Origin of the sequence: Azotobacter salinestris, assembly GCF_009363155.1 — a bacterium.
Lineage (GTDB): Bacteria > Pseudomonadota > Gammaproteobacteria > Pseudomonadales > Pseudomonadaceae > Azotobacter > Azotobacter salinestris.
In genome coordinates, this window is the sequence record NZ_CP045302.1 from 4,705,777 (window position 1) to 4,721,379 (window position 15,603).

Below are 15,603 nucleotides of genomic sequence, written 5' to 3' on the forward strand. Positions count from 1 at the left end.
CATTATGCGGAGGCTTTCGCGCCGAGCCGCCGGCCTTCTTTAGTCGAGCCCGCCGAGCACCTCGCCCACGGCGTCGAACAGGCGGTCGAGTTCGCTGGCGGAGCTGGTGAAGGGGGGGCCGAACTGCAGGGTATCGCCGCCGAAGCGCACGTAAAAGCCCCGCCGCCAGAGCTGCATGGCCGCCTCGAAGGGCCGGATCAGGGCATCGCCGTCGCGCGGGGCGAGCTGCAGGGCGCCGGCCAGGCCGCAGTTGCGGATGTCGAGGATGTGCCGCGCACCGCGCAGGCCGTGCAGGGCGTTCTCGAAGTGGGGGGCCAGCTCCGCCGCCTGCTGCACCAGGCTCTCGCGCTCCAGCAGCTCGAGCGTGGCGAGGGCGGCGGCACAGGCGACCGGGTGGGCCGAGTAGGTGTAGCCATGGGCAAACTCCACCGCGTGCTCGGGCAGGTCCTGCTGCATGAAGGTGTCGTAGATCGCCCCGCTGACCACCACCGCGCCCATGGGGATGGCGCCGTTGGTGAGCTGCTTGGCCAGGTTGAGGATGTCCGGCGTCACGCCGAAGCGCTCGGCGCCGAACAGCGCGCCGGTGCGGCCGAAACCGGTGATGACCTCGTCGAAGATCAGCAGGATCTCGTGGCGGTCGCAGATCTCCCGCAGCCGCGCAAGGTAGCCCTCGGGCGGGACCAGGACGCCGGCCGAGCCGGACATCGGCTCGACGATCACCGCGGCGATGTTCGAGGCGTCGTGCAGCTCGATCAGCCGGAGCAGCCCGTCGGCCAGCGCCGCGCCGCCGTGCGCGGGCAGGCCGCGGCTGAAGGCGTTCTCGGCGAGCAGGGTGTGCGGCAGGTGGTCGACGTCCAGCAGCGGGCCGAAGGCCTTGCGGTTGCCGACGATGCCGCCCAGGGCGGTGCCGCCGACGTTGACTCCGTGGTAGCCGCGGGCGCGGCCGATCAGTCTGGTCTTGCCGGCCTTGCCCTTCAGGCGCCAGTAGGCGCGGGCGATCTTCAGCGCGGTGTCGGCGCATTCCGAGCCGGAGTTGGTGAAGAACACGTGGTCGAGGCCGGCCGGGGTCAGGCCGGCGATCCGCTCCGCCAGGCGGAAGGACAGCGGGTGGCCGAACTGGAAGCCGGGGGAGTAGTCGAGGGTGCCGAGCTGGCGCGCCACCGCCTCGGCGATCTCCCGGCGGCCGTGCCCGGCGCCGCAGCACCAGAGGCCGGAGAGGCTGTCGTAGACCTGCCGGCCTTCGGCGTCGGTCAGGTAATTGCCCTGCGCCGCGACCACCAGGCGCGGGTCGCGCTGGAAGTTGCGGTTGGCGGTGAAGGGCATCCAGTGGGCGCGCAGGTCAAGTCCGGCGACGGAGAGGGTGGGGATTTCCAGCGGTCGATTCATGAGGCCTCGCAGGCTGGGAAGGGGGCTGATTCCAGTCTAGCGGCCTGTGCCGTCGTTGGGCGACTCGGCCCCGGAGGGGCGAAGACGCCTGCCTAACGCCTGGCGCCGAGGATCGTCAGGCCGATCAGGCGCGAGACCACCAGGGTGAAATACATGACTCCGGCGAATTCCTCGAGCATCACCAGGGCGCGGGAAAAGGGCTTGAGCGGCAGGATGTCGCCGACGCCGACCCCGGAGAGGGTGGTGAAGCTCAAGAACAGCAGGTCCATCCAGCTGCGCGTCGCGCCGGGATTCACCTGGCCGACGAAGCTGTCCGGGGCGACGAGCTGGCAGGCCATGAACAGGTAGGCGAAGGCCCAGGCCAGCAGGGTGAAGGTCGCGCCGGCGGCGAAGAGCTCGTCGGTGGTCGCCCGCTGGTCCTCCATCATGTAGAAGATCAGGCTGCCTGCCGCATAGAAATAGAAGGCGCTCTCCAGCAGGGCCAGGCTCAGCTTGATCTCCCAGGCGGAGACCACGGTGTTGGCCAGCATCAGGACGAGGATGGCGACGGCCAGCACCAGGGCGATCCAGGTCACCGCGGCGCTGCGGCGCACCATGCGCAGCGCCGCGCCCAGCACGACGATCCCGAAGGCCCCGAGCAGCGCCGGTCCGATCTGGGTGTCCTCCATCAGCGGATAGAGCAGCACGCCCAGCAGCTGGATGAACAGCAGTCCGGCGGAAGGCAGGCGGATGAAGTGCTGGAAGAGTGGCTGCATCGGCGGCAGAGGCGTCGGCACAAGACTGGGGCAGTGTAAATAGGCGCGGCGGGGCTGTCATGGGGCGCAGCCATCGGATAGATTTTCGCCCTCCCAATCTCCGGCCTGCTCCACGCCCATGGACCTCCCGCGCGCCCACCGCTCGCTGATCGCCTGGATGCTGTATTTCAGCGTCCTGCTCGGCGCGTTGCATTGCAGCCTCGGTCATGGACAGATGGTCGGCTTCATGCCGGCCGGGGTGGAGGGCTCCTGTGCGAGCGAAGGGCATGCCGGACCGATGTCCCATGGCGATGAGGAGGATTCGACGCAGATGCCGGCCTTCTTCAAATGCCCGCTCTGCAGCTGCCTCGCCCTCGTCGATCTGGCCCTGCTGTTCGTCCTCGGCGCCTGGCTGCGCCCGCTGCACACCTGGCGTCGCGGTCGGGCCCGGCGCGGCAAGGCGCCGCCCCGCCAGCACTGGCCTCCGGCCAATCCCCGCGCGCCCTGATTCCCGCCTGGCTTCGCCGTCGCTCCCATCCCCGGGCGTCTGCCCGTGGCGGGAGCGTGCGCCCGCGAAGCCGACCCTTCCTGCGACTTCGGCGTGGTTCCGGCCACGGCCGGGCCCATGCCCGACACGGAACGAAGAAGAATCAAAGGAGACGACGGGGATGCGCCCTTCATCCATTCTGAGCCTGCTGGCCCTGAGCGCCGGCCTGGCAACCCCTGCTTTTGCCGAACAGATCGAACTGGACAGCATGACCATCGATGCACGCCACGAATCGGACCCGACCGCGCCGACCCTGGCCGAGAAACGCGCCGAGTTCGCGCGGATTCCCGGCGGCGCCACGCTGGTCGATAGCGAAACCTGGAAGACCGGCCGCAGCAGCACCCTGCAGGACGCCCTGGGCATGGCCACCGGGGTGTTCGTCCAGCCGCGCTTCGGCGCCGAGGAGTCGCGCCTGTCGATCCGCGGCTCCGGCCTGCAACGCACCTTCCATGGCCGCGGCCTGCTGCTGATGCAGGACGGCGCGCCGGTCAACCTGGCCGACGGCAGTTTCGACTTCCAGGTCATCGAACCCCTGGCCACCGACCACATCGAGGTGCTGCGCGGCGCCAACGCCTGGCACTACGGTACGGCCACCCTCGGCGGGGCGGTCAACTTCGTCGCGCCCACCGGCAGGAGCGCACCGCCGCTGGATCTGCGCTACGAGGGCGGCAGCTTCGACTACCAGCGGCTGTACCTGGCGGTCGCCCAGGACTTCGGCGATTGGGACGCCTACCTGAGCATGACCGACTCGTCCCAGGACGGTTTTCGCGAGCATGCCCGGCAGGACAACCAGCGCTACTTCGTCAACCTCGGCGGGCGGCTCACGGATCGGCTGTCGACCCGTTTCTACCTGACCCACGTGGAAACCGACTCCGAACTGCCGGGCAACCTGACCAGGGCACAGATGCATGACGACGACGAGCAGGCCGCCCCGAACAACCTGCGCAACGATCAGCGCCGCGACTTCACCCTCGACCGCATCGGCAACCGCACCGTCTGGGCGCTGGGCGGCGGCCACAGCCTGGAGCTGGCCAGCTTCTACAGCGAGAAGGATCTCTGGCACCCCATCCATCAGGTGTACGACGTGGACAGCGAGGACTACGGCCTGCGCCTCACCCACAAGTGGCAGCGCCAGGGCTGGCGCTGGACCGGCGGCATCGAGGCCAGCCACGGGCGCAACCGCGACGTGCGCCACCAGAACGTCGGCGGCCACGCCGGGCGCAAACTCAACGAGCTGCGCCAGACCGCGCGCAACCTGAACGCCTTCGCCGAGCTGGAAATCCCGCTGGTCGAGCGCTGGGCGCTGATCGGCGGGCTGGCCTGGCTGCACCAGGAGCGCGAGGTCGACGACCGCCTCAAGTGCAGCACCGCGGTCGCCAGCCGCTGCGTGTTCCAGGACGAATCCTTCGAGGCGACCTACGTCGGCCGCGTCGCGCGCCTCGGCGTGCGCCACGATCTGGCCGAGGGCGTGCAACTGTTCGCCAACTTCAGCCAGAGCTACGAGCCGCCGACCTTCAGCGAGCTGACCGGCGGCCAGATCGTCAGCAAGAACGACGCCCAGCGGGCCAGGACCTGGGAAGCCGGCCTGCGTTACGACCGCGGCGGCGTGGAGCTGGACCTGGCGGTCTACCGCAGCGAAATCCGCGACGAGCTGCTGGCGCTGAACGACGCCAACGGCGATCCGCTGGGCACGGTCAACGCCGACCGCACCCTGCACCAGGGCGTCGAGCTGGGCGGCGCCTGGTCGGTCGGCGCCTTCGTCCTGCGCGGGCAGTACCTGTTCAACGACTTCCGCTTCGATGACGATGATGTCTACGGCGACAACCGCCTGGCCGGCGTGCCGCGCCAGTTCGTCAAGGGCGAGCTGCTCTGGCAGCGGGCGGGCTGGTACGCCGGGCCGACCTTCGAGTGGGTGCCGAGCCACTATGCGGTGGACCACGCGGAAACCCTGTACACCGACCGCTACGCCCTCTGGGGGCTCAAGGCCGGCTACCGGCCGGCGCAGGGGCCGGCCTTCTTCGTCGAAGGCCGCAACCTCTCCGACCGCCGCTACGCCGCCGCCACCGGGGTGATCGCCGACGCCCGCGGACAGGACAGCGCCCAGTTCCTGCCGGGCGACGGGCGCAGTCTCTACGCCGGGGTGGAGTGGCGCCTGTGACGGGGCGCCTGTGGCCGCCGAGGAGCCGGGCGGGTTAGCCGCCCGCCTTGCCCGGCGCCTCGCCGGTGGGCGCGATCAGGGGTGTCTTGATGCACTTCATGGCCGGTGAGTCGTCTCCCCAGGTGACCAGCGCATCGTTGTCGTGCTCCCACAGCGTGGTTTCGTCCAGCCCGGCGTATTTGGCGCCGGTACTGCTGGGCTGGGCGATCATGACCGCGCTTTGCTCGCCGTACTCGGCATAGAGCGAGGGTGGATTGGTCTCGTAGAAGCGGGCGTGGATGATCTTGTTCTGGTCGTCGTCGCAGGTGTAGGTGAAGGTGCCGCTGATGGGAACCAGCCCGTAGCGCGCCTGCAGCTCGGCGATCCGCTGTGTATAGCTCTCCTGCAGGCATTCGGACGGCTCCGCAGCCTTCTCGCAGGCGTCGCGCGACTCGAGCCAGCCTCGCTGCCGTTCTTCCAGGCCTGCCGGATTCTCGGCGGCGGCCTTCTGCTGCGCGGCCGAGTAGACCTCGGCCATCTTCCGGTCCAGCGCCGAGAGGTTCTGGTCCGTGCAGATCGTTTCCTCCAGGGTGCCGGACATGTTCTCGCCGCATTCGTAGGGGGGCGCCTCGCCCGCTTCGGCGGGCAGGCCGAGGCAGCCTGCGAGCATCAGCAGGGGCAGTGTCGCGCGCGATGGCGGGTTGAAGCGAAGCAACTGGTTCATGGAAAGGTCCTTGATGGGCGCTCCTGGCGAGCAGGGAAAAAGGGTGGCCCGCGCCAGGACGTCCGCTGTCGCCGGACGGCGGCCCGGCACCGGCCTGCCTTGGCTGGGCCTTACTCTTGACAAGCAGGTGCGCGAAGCCGTTTCAAGGCGTCGGAGCGTTATCGGCTCGATCGGCGCGATTTCTCAGCGCGGACGGAAGCGGTAGCCCCTGTAGTTCAGCACCACGCCGTCGCTGGCGATCTGCTCCAGGACGATGCCGGGGCCGGCCTGGTCGCCCTGGTGCAGGATGCGGTCGTTGATCACCGCCATGCGCATCTTCGGCTCGTCGGCATAGGAGAAGCCGGCGAGGGACAGGGGCGGGAGGCTCTGGCGCAGCTCGCTGGGCAGCTCGTGGAAGCCGAGCACCCGCTCGGGCGGCGCCGGCAGGGCGTGCGGGAGCACCGGCACGCCGGGCGCGGGACGGGGCGCCGCGGGGAGGGCGGCGGGCGGCGGGGCTGAGGACGGGGTGTCGGGCTCCGCTACCGGATCCACACGGATCAGCGGCTCGGAAGCGGCGACCGGAGCGGCCGGTGGGGCAGCGGCGACGGCCGGTCTGGCCGCTTCCGGGGCTGGCGCGACGCTGGCGGCGACAGGCGCTGTCGGGGCCGGCTGCACGGGGTCGGCCGGCCGGAGGGCGGCGGGCTGTGGAGCTGGCGTTTCGGGCAACGGCGCCTGGACCATGAGGCGGTCTTCTGCAGTGACCTGCCAGGGACGCCACCAGCCGAGGCCTGCGCCGATCAGCGTCAGGCCGAGCGCCAGCGACAGGTAGGCCGGTGGACGGCGGCGGGCGGTTTCGCGGGGGGCGGCGAGCAGGGGCGGCAGGCTGTTGAGGGCCGGCGCCTTGCCCTGCCGGCGGGCGTGTTCCGATTGTTTCAGGGCTTCGAGTATGTAGGACATGTCAGTAGCTCAGTGCGGCCATCTCGGTGGTGCCCAGGCCGGCCAGGCGCTCCAGGGTCTGCGCGCCGACCACGCCGTCGGCGAGCAGGCCGTTGGCCTGCTGGAACTGGCGCACGCGCCGCTCCAGATCGCTGCCGAACAGCGGATCGCCGGCGCGCGGCCGGTTCTGTCCTTCCCAGCGGGCCAGTTGCAGATCCACCCAGGCCACGTCGGCGCCCTGGCTGCCGCGGCTCAGGCGCCGGCCTTGGGCCAGCGGCGCCTGCTGCAGCAGGACGTAGCGGCCGCTCCAGCGGCGCGTCAGCGCGGTGAGGCCGACCTCGCGGACGGCGCCGGCCACGGCCAGTTGCGCTCGCCGCTCGTCCCTGCTCAGCAGGGTGGCCAGGAAGGGCGGGCCGTCGGCCGGGACGAGTTCGAGGATGAGCGGGGGCGGCAGGCTGGCCAGGGATGCCGGCTCGGCCTGCCGGCGCAGGCAGCGCAGGCCCATTTGCTCGACCTGGCGGCAGGCGCCGTCGAGGTCGCTGGGCTGACGGATGGCGGCCTGCCAGTGGCCGAACAGGGCGCGTACCGCCAGCGCCTCGTGCAGCCAGTGACTCTCGGGCGCGGGGCCGACGACATCTTCCTCCGGCGGCAGCTCGATGGGCTCGGGACGCGGCGGCTCCAGGGGCGGGACGCTGTCCTCCGCCGGCAGGCCGGACGAGGGCATCGGCTCTGCGCCGCTGTCCGGGGCGCCGGCCGGCGGCAGCATGTCCCGGGGGGCTGTGGCGGCGAGCAGGCTGTCCAGTTCGCTGCGGCCGGCGGCCAGCAGGGGCTCCGGCGCCAGCTGCCAGCCGGCCGTGGCCACGCCGGCGAGCAGGCCGATGCCGAGGAGCGCGGCCAGGGCGGCCGGACGTCCTGGGTGGCGCCGCGGGCCGAGCACCTCGCGGGCGGCGTTGTCCAGGGTGGCCCGGTCCACCGCGGCCTTGCCCTGCACGTAGGCGCCGAGCAGGGCGCGGTCGCAGAGCACGTTGATCAGCCGCGGCGTGCCGCCGCTCAGCCGGTACAGGCGCTCCAGCAAGGACGGCGCGAAGAGCGCGGCGCGGGTACCGGCGACGGCCAGGCGATGGCGGACGTAGGCGCCGACCTCCGGGCCCGACAGCGGCTCCAGGTGATAGCGGGCGACGATGCGCTGGGCGAGCTGGCGCATGTCCTCGCGGGCGACGAGGTCGCGCAGCTCCGGTTGGCCGAGCAGGATGATCTGCAGCAGCTTGTGCCGGTCGGTCTCCAGGTTGGTCAGGAGGCGCAGCAGCTCCAGCACCTCGGCCGACAGATTCTGCGCCTCGTCGATGATCAGCACCGTCTTGCGGCCGCGGGCGTTGCCCTCCAGCAGATGGGCGTTGAGCCGGTCGAACAGGGTCTTGAGGCTGCGGACCCCTTCCGGCAGGGCGATGTGCAGCTCCTCGCAGAGGGTCTTGAGCAGATCCAGGCGGGACAGCTTGGGGTTGAAGATGAAGGCGATGTCACAGTGCTCCGGTACCTTCTCGAGCAGGCAGCGGCACAGGGTGGTCTTGCCGGTGCCGACCTCGCCGGTGAGCAGCACGAAACCGCCGTCGATCTGCAGGCCGTAGAGCAGGTGGGCGAGCGCCTCGCGATGCCGCTCGCTCATGAACAGGTAGCGCGGATCGGGCGCGATGGAAAAGGGGGCCTCGGAAAAGCCGAAATACTGGTTGTACATATGTCTGCGTTCCGTGGCTGGAAACATTCCTTCAGGGTAGACCCGCCGTCCGACAGCCTGACGGCCGAATGTTGCATTCGGCCATCGGCTCGCTGCCGGGCGACGGGCCGGCATTGCCGGTCAGGGCGGCCCCGGCCGCGATGCGTGTCGTCGCGACCGGGAGCCATGCGGCCTCACTGGATGGTCACGGGGATCGTCATGCCCTGGGTCAGGCTGCTGCTGACGGTGATCGTCCCGCTGATCGGCGGCGCCACACTGCTGTTGTTGGCCTTGATCTGCCAGCGGCCGTTCTGGCCCGGCGTGGCCGTGCCCAGGACGACGCCGTCGACCAGGACCCGGATGTTGTTGCCGTTCACCACGCTGGTGGTGCCGCGGATGTCCCAGTTCCAGCGGTTGCGGTTCTTCGCCTGCACGCTGGCGCTCTGCACCGCCAGGTTCTCCTGGACGACGGGCGCAGTGACCGCGACGGTCACGCTGGCCACGTTGGAGACGGCGCCGAGGCTGTCCCGGGCCTGGTAGGTGAAGCTGGTGCCGAAGTCGGCGGTGACGTTGCCCGGCGGGGTGTAGGTGACCTCAGTGCCGTCGCTGGCGACCGTGCCCTGGCCGGCGGGCGGCGCGGTCAGGTTGACGATGGTTAGTGGTGTGTTGCCCTCCGGATCGCGGTCGTTGGCCAGCACGGCGATGTTCACCGGCGTGCCGTTGCCGTTGCCGCTGGCGCTGGCCGTATCGTTTGCCGTGGTCGGCGCCTGGTTGGCCGCCACGCTTACGGTGACGGTGGCCGGCTCCGAGCGGCCGCCGCGGGCATCCTGGACCCGGTAGGTGAAGGTTTCCACCAGTCCCTCGGCAGGCACGCCGCTGCTCGGCGCGGTGTAGAGCGCCTGGGTGCTGCCGCTGGGCGCGACGCTGCCGAGCGAGCCTGCGGCCATGACCAGGTCGACCACGCCGAGCGGCGTGTCGCCGTCCGGATCCTCGTCGTTGGCCAGCACGGCGATGGTCACCGGCACGCCCTCGCTGGTCGAGGCGCTGTCGTTGCGGGCCAGGGGAAGCTGGTTCTCCCCGACTGGCGGCGCGCTGCCGACCACCGTCACCGGCTCGGTATCGATGCCGCCGGCGGCGGATTTCACGCTGACGCGGGCCGGCGGCTGGGCCAGGCCAGTCACAGTCAGGGTCTGCAGGATGCCGGTCTTGGCCAGGCGGCCGTAGCCTTCCGCGGCGAGGTCGGGAATCGCCGTTTCGTCGCTGGAGTTCGCCTCGATGGTCAGCGTGCGGTCGGCCCAGGAGTAGCGGGCGGTCTTGATCTTCACCACGTCGGAGAGGTGTGACGACAACGAGGTCGACCGGGTCGCCCGCTCCGGATCGCTGGCGGTGAGCACCACGAAGGGCGACAGGCCCTGGCTGGGCGGGTTGCTGGCGAAGAAGTGTCCGTTGCCGTCGCCGGTCAGCGTGTGCAGGCAGGGCGAGGTGCCCTCGATCAGCTCCAGGCTTTCGCGGTAGCAGAGTTCGGCGTCGTCGCTGGAACTGGCGAACAGGTCGATCCGGGTGCCCGTGGAGGTGCGGCTGTAGGTGCTGCGGCCGACGTTCAGCGCGGTCGCCGGGCGGGCGTCGAGGACCTTGCCGGACAGGACGAACTGGTCGGACTCGATGCTTCCAGCCGGGCCCTGGATACGCACGAAGTTGGTGTTGAAGGGGCTGCCGGTCGCGGACGTGGTTTCGTTGGGATCGCCGATGAAGGTTTCCGCCTGGCCGGTTTCCGGGTTGGTGGCCGTGATCCGCGCGCCGTCCGCGCGGGTCAGGAAGGGGCCGACATCGCCGGCGAGGGCGCCGCTGAAGTCGCCCGGCGCGCCGATGCCGATGTCGCGGGTGATGTTGATCGCCCGCCGGCCCGGAGTGGTGACCTGGACCTTCTCGACGCCGTAGGGGTGGGTGATGGTGTATTCGCCGGCCACCGGCACCGAGGCGCGGATGCGGATGCGCGCGAAGCTCTGCTGGTTGCCATCGCGCGGCTGTTCCGAGGCGAAGGCCGCCTCGATGGCGGCGATGTAGACCTCCAGTTCGAAGCCGCTGTTGTTGGTGGCGGGGATGCTGGTTTCGGCGAGGAACCAGAAGAGCTCCGGGGGCCAGTTGTCCGGGAAGACCATCGGCTGGGTGTCGTCGTAGACGCCCGGTTCGGGAATCAGGGTGCAGAGGTAGGCCGGTGCGCCCGGCGTGCCGGGTACCGACGGGCTGACCGCCTTCGACTGGCAGAGCTCCAGTTGCAGCCCGGTGTCGTCCTGGTACCACTGGGGAAAGCCGCCGGTCGCCGGGGTGTAGGGGCCGGGGTCGACGGCCGCGAGTTCGGCCCGGGCCGCGCCGGTCGCGGCGATCAGCCCCAGGGTGCCGAGCAGTAATGCTGACCACTTCTTCATGATGCCTCCTGGCAGGTGAGGGGTGCTTCTTTTCACGGGAGGATGAGCACGTCTTCGGTGTCGCTGCCGCCGTGGGCGGAGGCCACCGTGACGCGGGCCGGAGGCACGGGGCCGACGCCGCTGGTCAGGGACTTGAGCGCCCCGTCGCCGCCGAGCGGGCCGATCGGCGAGCCGCTGCCGGCATCGCTGGCGCTCAGCGCGGGCCGGTCGATCCGGTCGCTGGAGCTGGCCACCACCAGCAGCTGGCCGGAGCCGAGGCTGTACTCGGCCCGCTCGATGGTCACCTGGTCGACCAGGCTGGCGGGCAGGCTGGTCGGTGCATTGGGTGGCGTGGCCAGGCTGTTGTCGGCGGTGATCTCCAGCGGGGCCCCGGGCGCCGGAGCGGCGGCCGACTGGCCGTACCAGTTGCCGGTGCCGTCGGCCTCGCTCATCTCGACGCTGGCACCGCTGCTGTCCTCGAAGCGGGCCCTGCCGGGGGGCGGCGGCGCCTGGACGAACAGGTCCTGGCTCTGCACCGTCGCGTTGTTCTCGTCGGTGTCGCGGTAATAGGTGGTGCGCTGGATGGCCAGCGGGGTCGGCCGTTCGAGCGTGGAGAGCTTGCCGGACACGGCGAAGCGTTCGGTGCGCAGGTCGAGGCCGTTCGGTCCCTGGATGCGCACGTAGTTGGTGTTGAAGGGGCTGCCGGTGACGGCCTCTTCGAGGTTGGGATCGCCGACGAAGAGCTCCACCGCGCCGGTGTCCGGGTTGGACTCCTGGTAGGGGCCGTCGACGCTGCGCAGGAAGGGCCCGACGTCGCCGGCGAGGGCGCCGCTGTAGTTGCCCGGCGCGCCGATGCCGATGTCGCGGGTCAGGTTGATCGCGTTCACGCCGTCGTTGCCGATGTCCTCGGCGGTGACGTTGAACACTTCGACCCCATAGGGGTGGGTGATGGTGTAGCTGCCGGGGGTGGTCAGGTCGGCGTGGATGCGGATGCGCGCGAAGCTGATCTGGTCGCCGTCGACCGGCTATTCGGTGTTGAAGGCGGCCTCCAGGGCCGCGCCGTAGCTGAGGTCGATCCCGCCCTGCTGGATGAGGGCGTCGGCGGTGAACCAGAAGGCCTCGCTGGGAAAGTTGCCGGGGAAGGCGAGCGGCTGGGTGTCGTCGTAGACGCCCGGTTCGGGAAGCAGCGTGCACATGTAGCTGGGGGTGCCGGGCGTGCTCGGCACGCGCGAGCTGAGCGCCTTGGACAGGCACAGGTCGAGGACGCGGCCGTGACTGTCCTGGTACCAGGCGGCGAAGCCGGCGGTGTCGTTGCCGTAAGGGCCGGGGTCCACGGCGAAAAGCGCCGCCTGGGCGGCATTGCCTGCCGTGAGGCCGAGCAGGGCTGCGGTCGCGGCTGTCGAGAAGGTTCTGCGCATAAGTCTCTCCCTGATGATGAGCAGGGCCGCTCGTGGACTTCTGGACTGCCTGTACACACCACTGGCTGGCTGCCATCAGCGTGGGGCAACTTTCATACCAGGCCGCTTCGTTGATGGCCAAATAGCGAAACGGCGAGGCTCTGGCAGAGTGCCACCTTCAGGGGGATGGGGAGCGGGGAGGCGGGACTGTACCCGGAGTTGGGTGTTCTCCGGGGCAGCGGGTGGGGAAAGGGACGGGCGTGCCTGGCGCCGCTAACAGGCACGCCCGCAGGTTCAGCGGGTTGCCACCTCCCGTTCGGCGTGGCCTGGCTGGCGCCGGCGGTAGAAGGCCTTCTCCACCTCCACCGCCAGGCACACGCCGACCGCGCCGAGCAGGCACCAGCCCCAGGCGTTGAGGCTGAGGGCAGCGGTGCCGAACAGCCGCTGCAGCGGCGTCCAGTAGGTGAAGGCCAGCTGCAGCAGGAACAGCAGCAGCACCATGGCCCAGACCATGGGGTTGCGGCGCACGCCGAAGCAGGCCGGCTCGAGCAGGCGGCGGCAGCTGAACAGGTAGCCGATCTCGCCGGCGACCAGCACGTTCACCGCCAGGGTGCGGCTTTCCTCCAGGCTCCAGCCCTGCTGCTGGGTGAGCAGGAACAGGCCGAGGCTGGCCACGGTCAGCAGCAGCGACACGCAGAGCACCCGCCAGAGCAGCCAGCCGCTGAGCAGCGGGGCCTTCGGATCGCGCGGCGGCTGTTGCATGAGCCCGCGTTCGGCCGGCTCGAAGGCCAGAGTCAGGGCCAGGGTCACGGCGGTGATCATGTTGACCCAGAGGATCTGCAGCGGGGTGATCGGCAGGGACAGGCCGAGGGCGATGGCCACCAGCAGCACCATGGCCTGGCCGCCGTTGGTCGGCAGGATGAACAGGATCGACTTCTTCAGGTTGTCGTAGACGGTGCGGCCTTCGGCCACCGCCTGCACCAGGGTGGCGAAGTTGTCGTCGGCCAGCACCATCTGCGCCGCTTCCTTGGCCGCCTCGGTGCCCTTGATGCCCATGGCGATGCCGATGTCGGCGCGCTTGAGCGCCGGAGCGTCGTTGACCCCGTCGCCGGTCATCGCCACGCGGGCGCCGCCGGCCTGCAGGCGTTCGACCAGGCGCAGCTTGTGGGTCGGACTGGTGCGGGCGAATACCGAGGTTTCGGCGAGGCGGGCATCCAGTTCGGCGTCGCCCAGCGCATCGACCTCGGCGCCGGTCATCGCCCGGCTTCCGACGAGGCCCAGGCGCCGGGCGATGGTGCCGGCAGTGGCGGCGTGATCGCCGGTGATCATCTTCACCGCGATGCCGGCACTACGGCATTCGGCGATGGCGCGGATGGCTTCCTCGCGCGGTGGGTCGATCATGCCGACCAGACCGAGCAGGATGAAGCCTTCGTTCAGGTCGTCCTCGTCGAGCTGCTGGCGGGGCTTCTCCAGCGGCCGAATGGCCAGGCCGATCATGCGCAGGCCCTGGCTGGCGCCCTCGTCCAGGCGCTGGTGCCAGTAGCGGCGCTCGAGCGGTTCGTCGCTGCCCGCCCGCCACTGGCGCTGGCAGATTTCCAGCAGCCGTTCCGGGGCGCCGAACTGGTAGATCAGGCCGTGCCCGGCGTGGTCGTGGTGCAGGCTGGCCAGGCTGCGCCGCTCGGAGCTGAAGGGAATGGCATCGACCCGCGGCAGGCGCTGGTTCTCCTGGTGCAGGTTCAGCCCGACCTTGCCGGCCAGGGTGAGCAGGGCCGCCTCGGTGGGGTCGCCGGCGATGCACCAGCATCCCTCCAGCAGATGCAGGCTGGCGCTGTTGGCCAGCAGCCCGGCGCGGGCCAGTTCCAGCAGGTCGTTGGCGTCCTCCAGCTGGCACAGCTGGCCGTCGTCGCAGCGGACGGTGCCGAGCGGCGCATAGCCGACGCCCTCCACCTCGTAGCTGTGTTCGCGGGTGAAGACGCGCTGCACGGTCATCTCGTTGCGGGTCAGGGTGCCGGTCTTGTCCGAGCAGATCACCGTCACCGCGCCCAGGCTCTCCACCGCCGGCAGGCGGCGGATGATCGCCCGGTGGCGGGCCATGCGCTGCACGCCGAGGGCGAGGATGATGGTCAGCACCGCCGGCAGTCCTTCGGGAATGGCTGCCACGGCCAGGCCGACCGCGGCCATCAGCATGTCGCCGGCCGAGTAGTCGCGCAGCAGCACGCCGAAGGCGAAGGTCGCCACGGCCAGGCCGACGATGATCAGGGTGAGCTGGCGGGCGAAGTGTGCCATGTCGGCCAGCAGCGGGGTCTGCAGGCGCTGCACGTCGCCGAGCAGGTGGCTGATCCGGCCCAACTCGGTGTGCCCGGCGGTGGCGACCACCAGGCCGACGCCGCTGCCGGCGCTGACCAGGGTGCCGGAGTAGGCCATGCTGCTGCGGTCGCCCAGGCTGGCGCCGGCATCGACCGGCTCGTAGCCCTTGTCGCTGGGCAGGGATTCGCCGGTCAGCGCGGCCTCCTCGATGCGCAGGTTGCGGGTGTCGAGCAGGCGCAGGTCGGCCGGCACGCGGTCGCCGGCCTCGAGCAGGACCAGATCGCCCGGCACCAGGTGCTCGGCGTCGATCACGCTGACCTTGCCGTCGCGGCGCACCCGGCTTTCCTGGGTGAGCATCTTCTGGATGGCGCGCATGGCCTGTTCGGCCTTGCCCTCCTGGATGAAGCCGACCACCGCGTTGATCAGCACCACGCCGAAGATCACCGCGCTGTCCAGCCACTCGCCGAGGATCAGGGTGACCCCGCAGGAGGCCAGCAGCACGTAGATCAAGAGGTTGTGGAACTGCAGCAGGAAGCGCTTGAGCGGTCCCGCGCTCCTGCGTTGCGGCAGGCGGTTGGGGCCGTGCTGCTCGAGGCGGCGCCTGGCCTCGTCGGCGCTCAGGCCGTCAGGGCCGCTGTTCAGCGCGGCCAGGCTGTCCTCGGCCGGTCGGGTATGCCAGTCGGTGTGCGGGTGAGCTTGCATCGCATTCCTCGTTCTGTCTGTCCTGGCGGGCTCGGCGGCGCCCGCCGCCTGCACAGGCCCGGTCGCACCTTTCCCGGTGCGTCGCCAGGCCCGTCTCCACGGGATGGCAGCTGCTTTCGCCGCATCCGCGCTGCGCGCGACGCCAGGCAGCGGGGCGAAAACCAGTGTGCTCCTGTTCCGGCCGCCTGTCGCCGGCACGCGGCGTGGGTACGGGCTATCCTCGCCCAGGCGCAGAGTGTGCGCCTTGCTCACCGTCAGGCCGGGCTACCGGGCGGTCTGCGTCGTGCCTCCGGTGGCGGCAGGGAGGAGGCGGGTGGCTGTCGGCGGAACATAGCGCATTCGGCGAGGCAGACGCCGTCAATCGATTGTTTCCGGATCGTGCGGCAATCCGTCCGGGTCCGCGGCGGTGGCTGCGTCCCGGCGGATGCGACATGCACTGTTGCTCGCTACGGGCATGCTGACACCATCGCACATGCCTCGCTGGCCACGTTTCATGGAGTCCTTTCCGATGCTTGTCCTGGACCGCATCCAACCCTGGACGCTCTTGGGTCTGCCATCCGCCGAGTTTCATCCACCATGCCTTGCTGCGCTGGTTGCTGACTTTCCCAACGCCTTCGACAAGGCCGCCGAGTCCGCGC

The 15,603-nt window shown here is 70.4% G+C and carries 9 protein-coding genes and 1 pseudogene; 2 read left to right on the top strand and 8 right to left on the bottom strand.

What is annotated here, in order from left to right:
- Positions 1-39: 39 nt before the first annotated feature.
- Together aptA and GCU53_RS22315 are read right to left on the bottom strand one after the other, a co-directional pair.
- Entirely contained in the window at positions 40-1,386 is a 1,347-nt protein-coding gene (gene aptA, locus GCU53_RS22310; protein ID WP_152389531.1) for an omega-aminotransferase AptA, read from the bottom strand.
- Positions 1,387-1,478: 92 nt separating this feature from the next.
- Positions 1,479-2,141, bottom strand: coding sequence for an ion channel (locus GCU53_RS22315; protein ID WP_152389532.1), 663 nt, complete (start codon positions 2,139-2,141; stop codon positions 1,479-1,481).
- Between the two features lie 118 nt (positions 2,142-2,259).
- On the opposite strand from GCU53_RS22315, the gene GCU53_RS22320 reads away from it, so the two are divergent.
- Positions 2,260-2,628 (top strand): DUF2946 family protein, encoded by a 369-nt coding sequence (locus GCU53_RS22320; RefSeq protein ID WP_152389533.1) that lies wholly within the window; start codon positions 2,260-2,262, stop codon positions 2,626-2,628.
- Positions 2,629-2,788: 160 nt separating this feature from the next.
- Complete coding sequence (locus GCU53_RS22325; protein ID WP_152389534.1) at positions 2,789-4,825, top strand: TonB-dependent receptor family protein; 2,037 nt, start codon at positions 2,789-2,791, stop codon at positions 4,823-4,825.
- A gap of 34 nt (positions 4,826-4,859) precedes the next feature.
- Here GCU53_RS22325 and GCU53_RS22330 read toward each other — a convergent pair whose 3' ends face one another.
- The 6 genes and pseudogenes from GCU53_RS22330 to GCU53_RS22355 all read right to left on the bottom strand — a co-directional run bounded on the left by GCU53_RS22330 (position 4,860) and on the right by GCU53_RS22355 (position 14,965).
- Complete coding sequence (locus tag GCU53_RS22330; RefSeq protein WP_152389535.1) at positions 4,860-5,528, bottom strand: MliC family protein; 669 nt, start codon at positions 5,526-5,528, stop codon at positions 4,860-4,862.
- A 183-nt stretch (positions 5,529-5,711) separates the two neighbouring features.
- Positions 5,712-6,464 carry a general secretion pathway protein GspB gene (locus tag GCU53_RS22335; RefSeq protein ID WP_152389536.1) on the bottom strand — a complete coding sequence of 251 codons (753 nt, stop codon included), beginning with the start codon at positions 6,462-6,464 and terminating at the stop codon, positions 5,712-5,714.
- Position 6,465: 1 nt separating this feature from the next.
- The gene (locus GCU53_RS22340) at positions 6,466-8,175 is read right to left on the bottom strand and encodes an ExeA family protein (RefSeq protein WP_152389537.1); all 1,710 of its coding nucleotides are present in this window, start codon (positions 8,173-8,175) and stop codon (positions 6,466-6,468) included.
- A 173-nt stretch (positions 8,176-8,348) separates the two neighbouring features.
- A complete protein-coding gene (locus tag GCU53_RS22345; RefSeq protein WP_152389538.1) occupies positions 8,349-10,580 on the bottom strand; it encodes an Ig-like domain-containing protein in 2,232 nt (743 codons plus the stop codon).
- A gap of 32 nt (positions 10,581-10,612) precedes the next feature.
- A pseudogene (locus tag GCU53_RS22350) lies at positions 10,613-11,977 on the bottom strand (hypothetical protein).
- 273 nt (positions 11,978-12,250) lie between these two features.
- Positions 12,251-14,965 (bottom strand): cation-transporting P-type ATPase, encoded by a 2,715-nt coding sequence (locus tag GCU53_RS22355; RefSeq protein ID WP_152389539.1) that lies wholly within the window; start codon positions 14,963-14,965, stop codon positions 12,251-12,253.
- Between the last annotated feature and the right edge of the window lie 638 nt (positions 14,966-15,603).

What these genes read in the sequence shown, in the direction of transcription:
- aptA (WP_152389531.1), bottom strand. Translation starts at nt 1,386, where the DNA reads ATGAATCGACCGCTGGAAATCCCCACCCTCTCCGTCGCCGGACTTGAC.
- GCU53_RS22315 (WP_152389532.1), bottom strand. Translation starts at nt 2,141, where the DNA reads ATGCAGCCACTCTTCCAGCACTTCATCCGCCTGCCTTCCGCCGGACTG.
- GCU53_RS22320 (WP_152389533.1), top strand. Translation starts at nt 2,260, where the DNA reads ATGGACCTCCCGCGCGCCCACCGCTCGCTGATCGCCTGGATGCTGTAT.
- GCU53_RS22325 (WP_152389534.1), top strand. Translation starts at nt 2,789, where the DNA reads ATGCGCCCTTCATCCATTCTGAGCCTGCTGGCCCTGAGCGCCGGCCTG.
- GCU53_RS22330 (WP_152389535.1), bottom strand. Translation starts at nt 5,528, where the DNA reads ATGAACCAGTTGCTTCGCTTCAACCCGCCATCGCGCGCGACACTGCCC.
- GCU53_RS22335 (WP_152389536.1), bottom strand. Translation starts at nt 6,464, where the DNA reads ATGTCCTACATACTCGAAGCCCTGAAACAATCGGAACACGCCCGCCGG.
- GCU53_RS22340 (WP_152389537.1), bottom strand. Translation starts at nt 8,175, where the DNA reads ATGTACAACCAGTATTTCGGCTTTTCCGAGGCCCCCTTTTCCATCGCG.
- GCU53_RS22345 (WP_152389538.1), bottom strand. Translation starts at nt 10,580, where the DNA reads ATGAAGAAGTGGTCAGCATTACTGCTCGGCACCCTGGGGCTGATCGCC.
- GCU53_RS22355 (WP_152389539.1), bottom strand. Translation starts at nt 14,965, where the DNA reads ATGCAAGCTCACCCGCACACCGACTGGCATACCCGACCGGCCGAGGAC.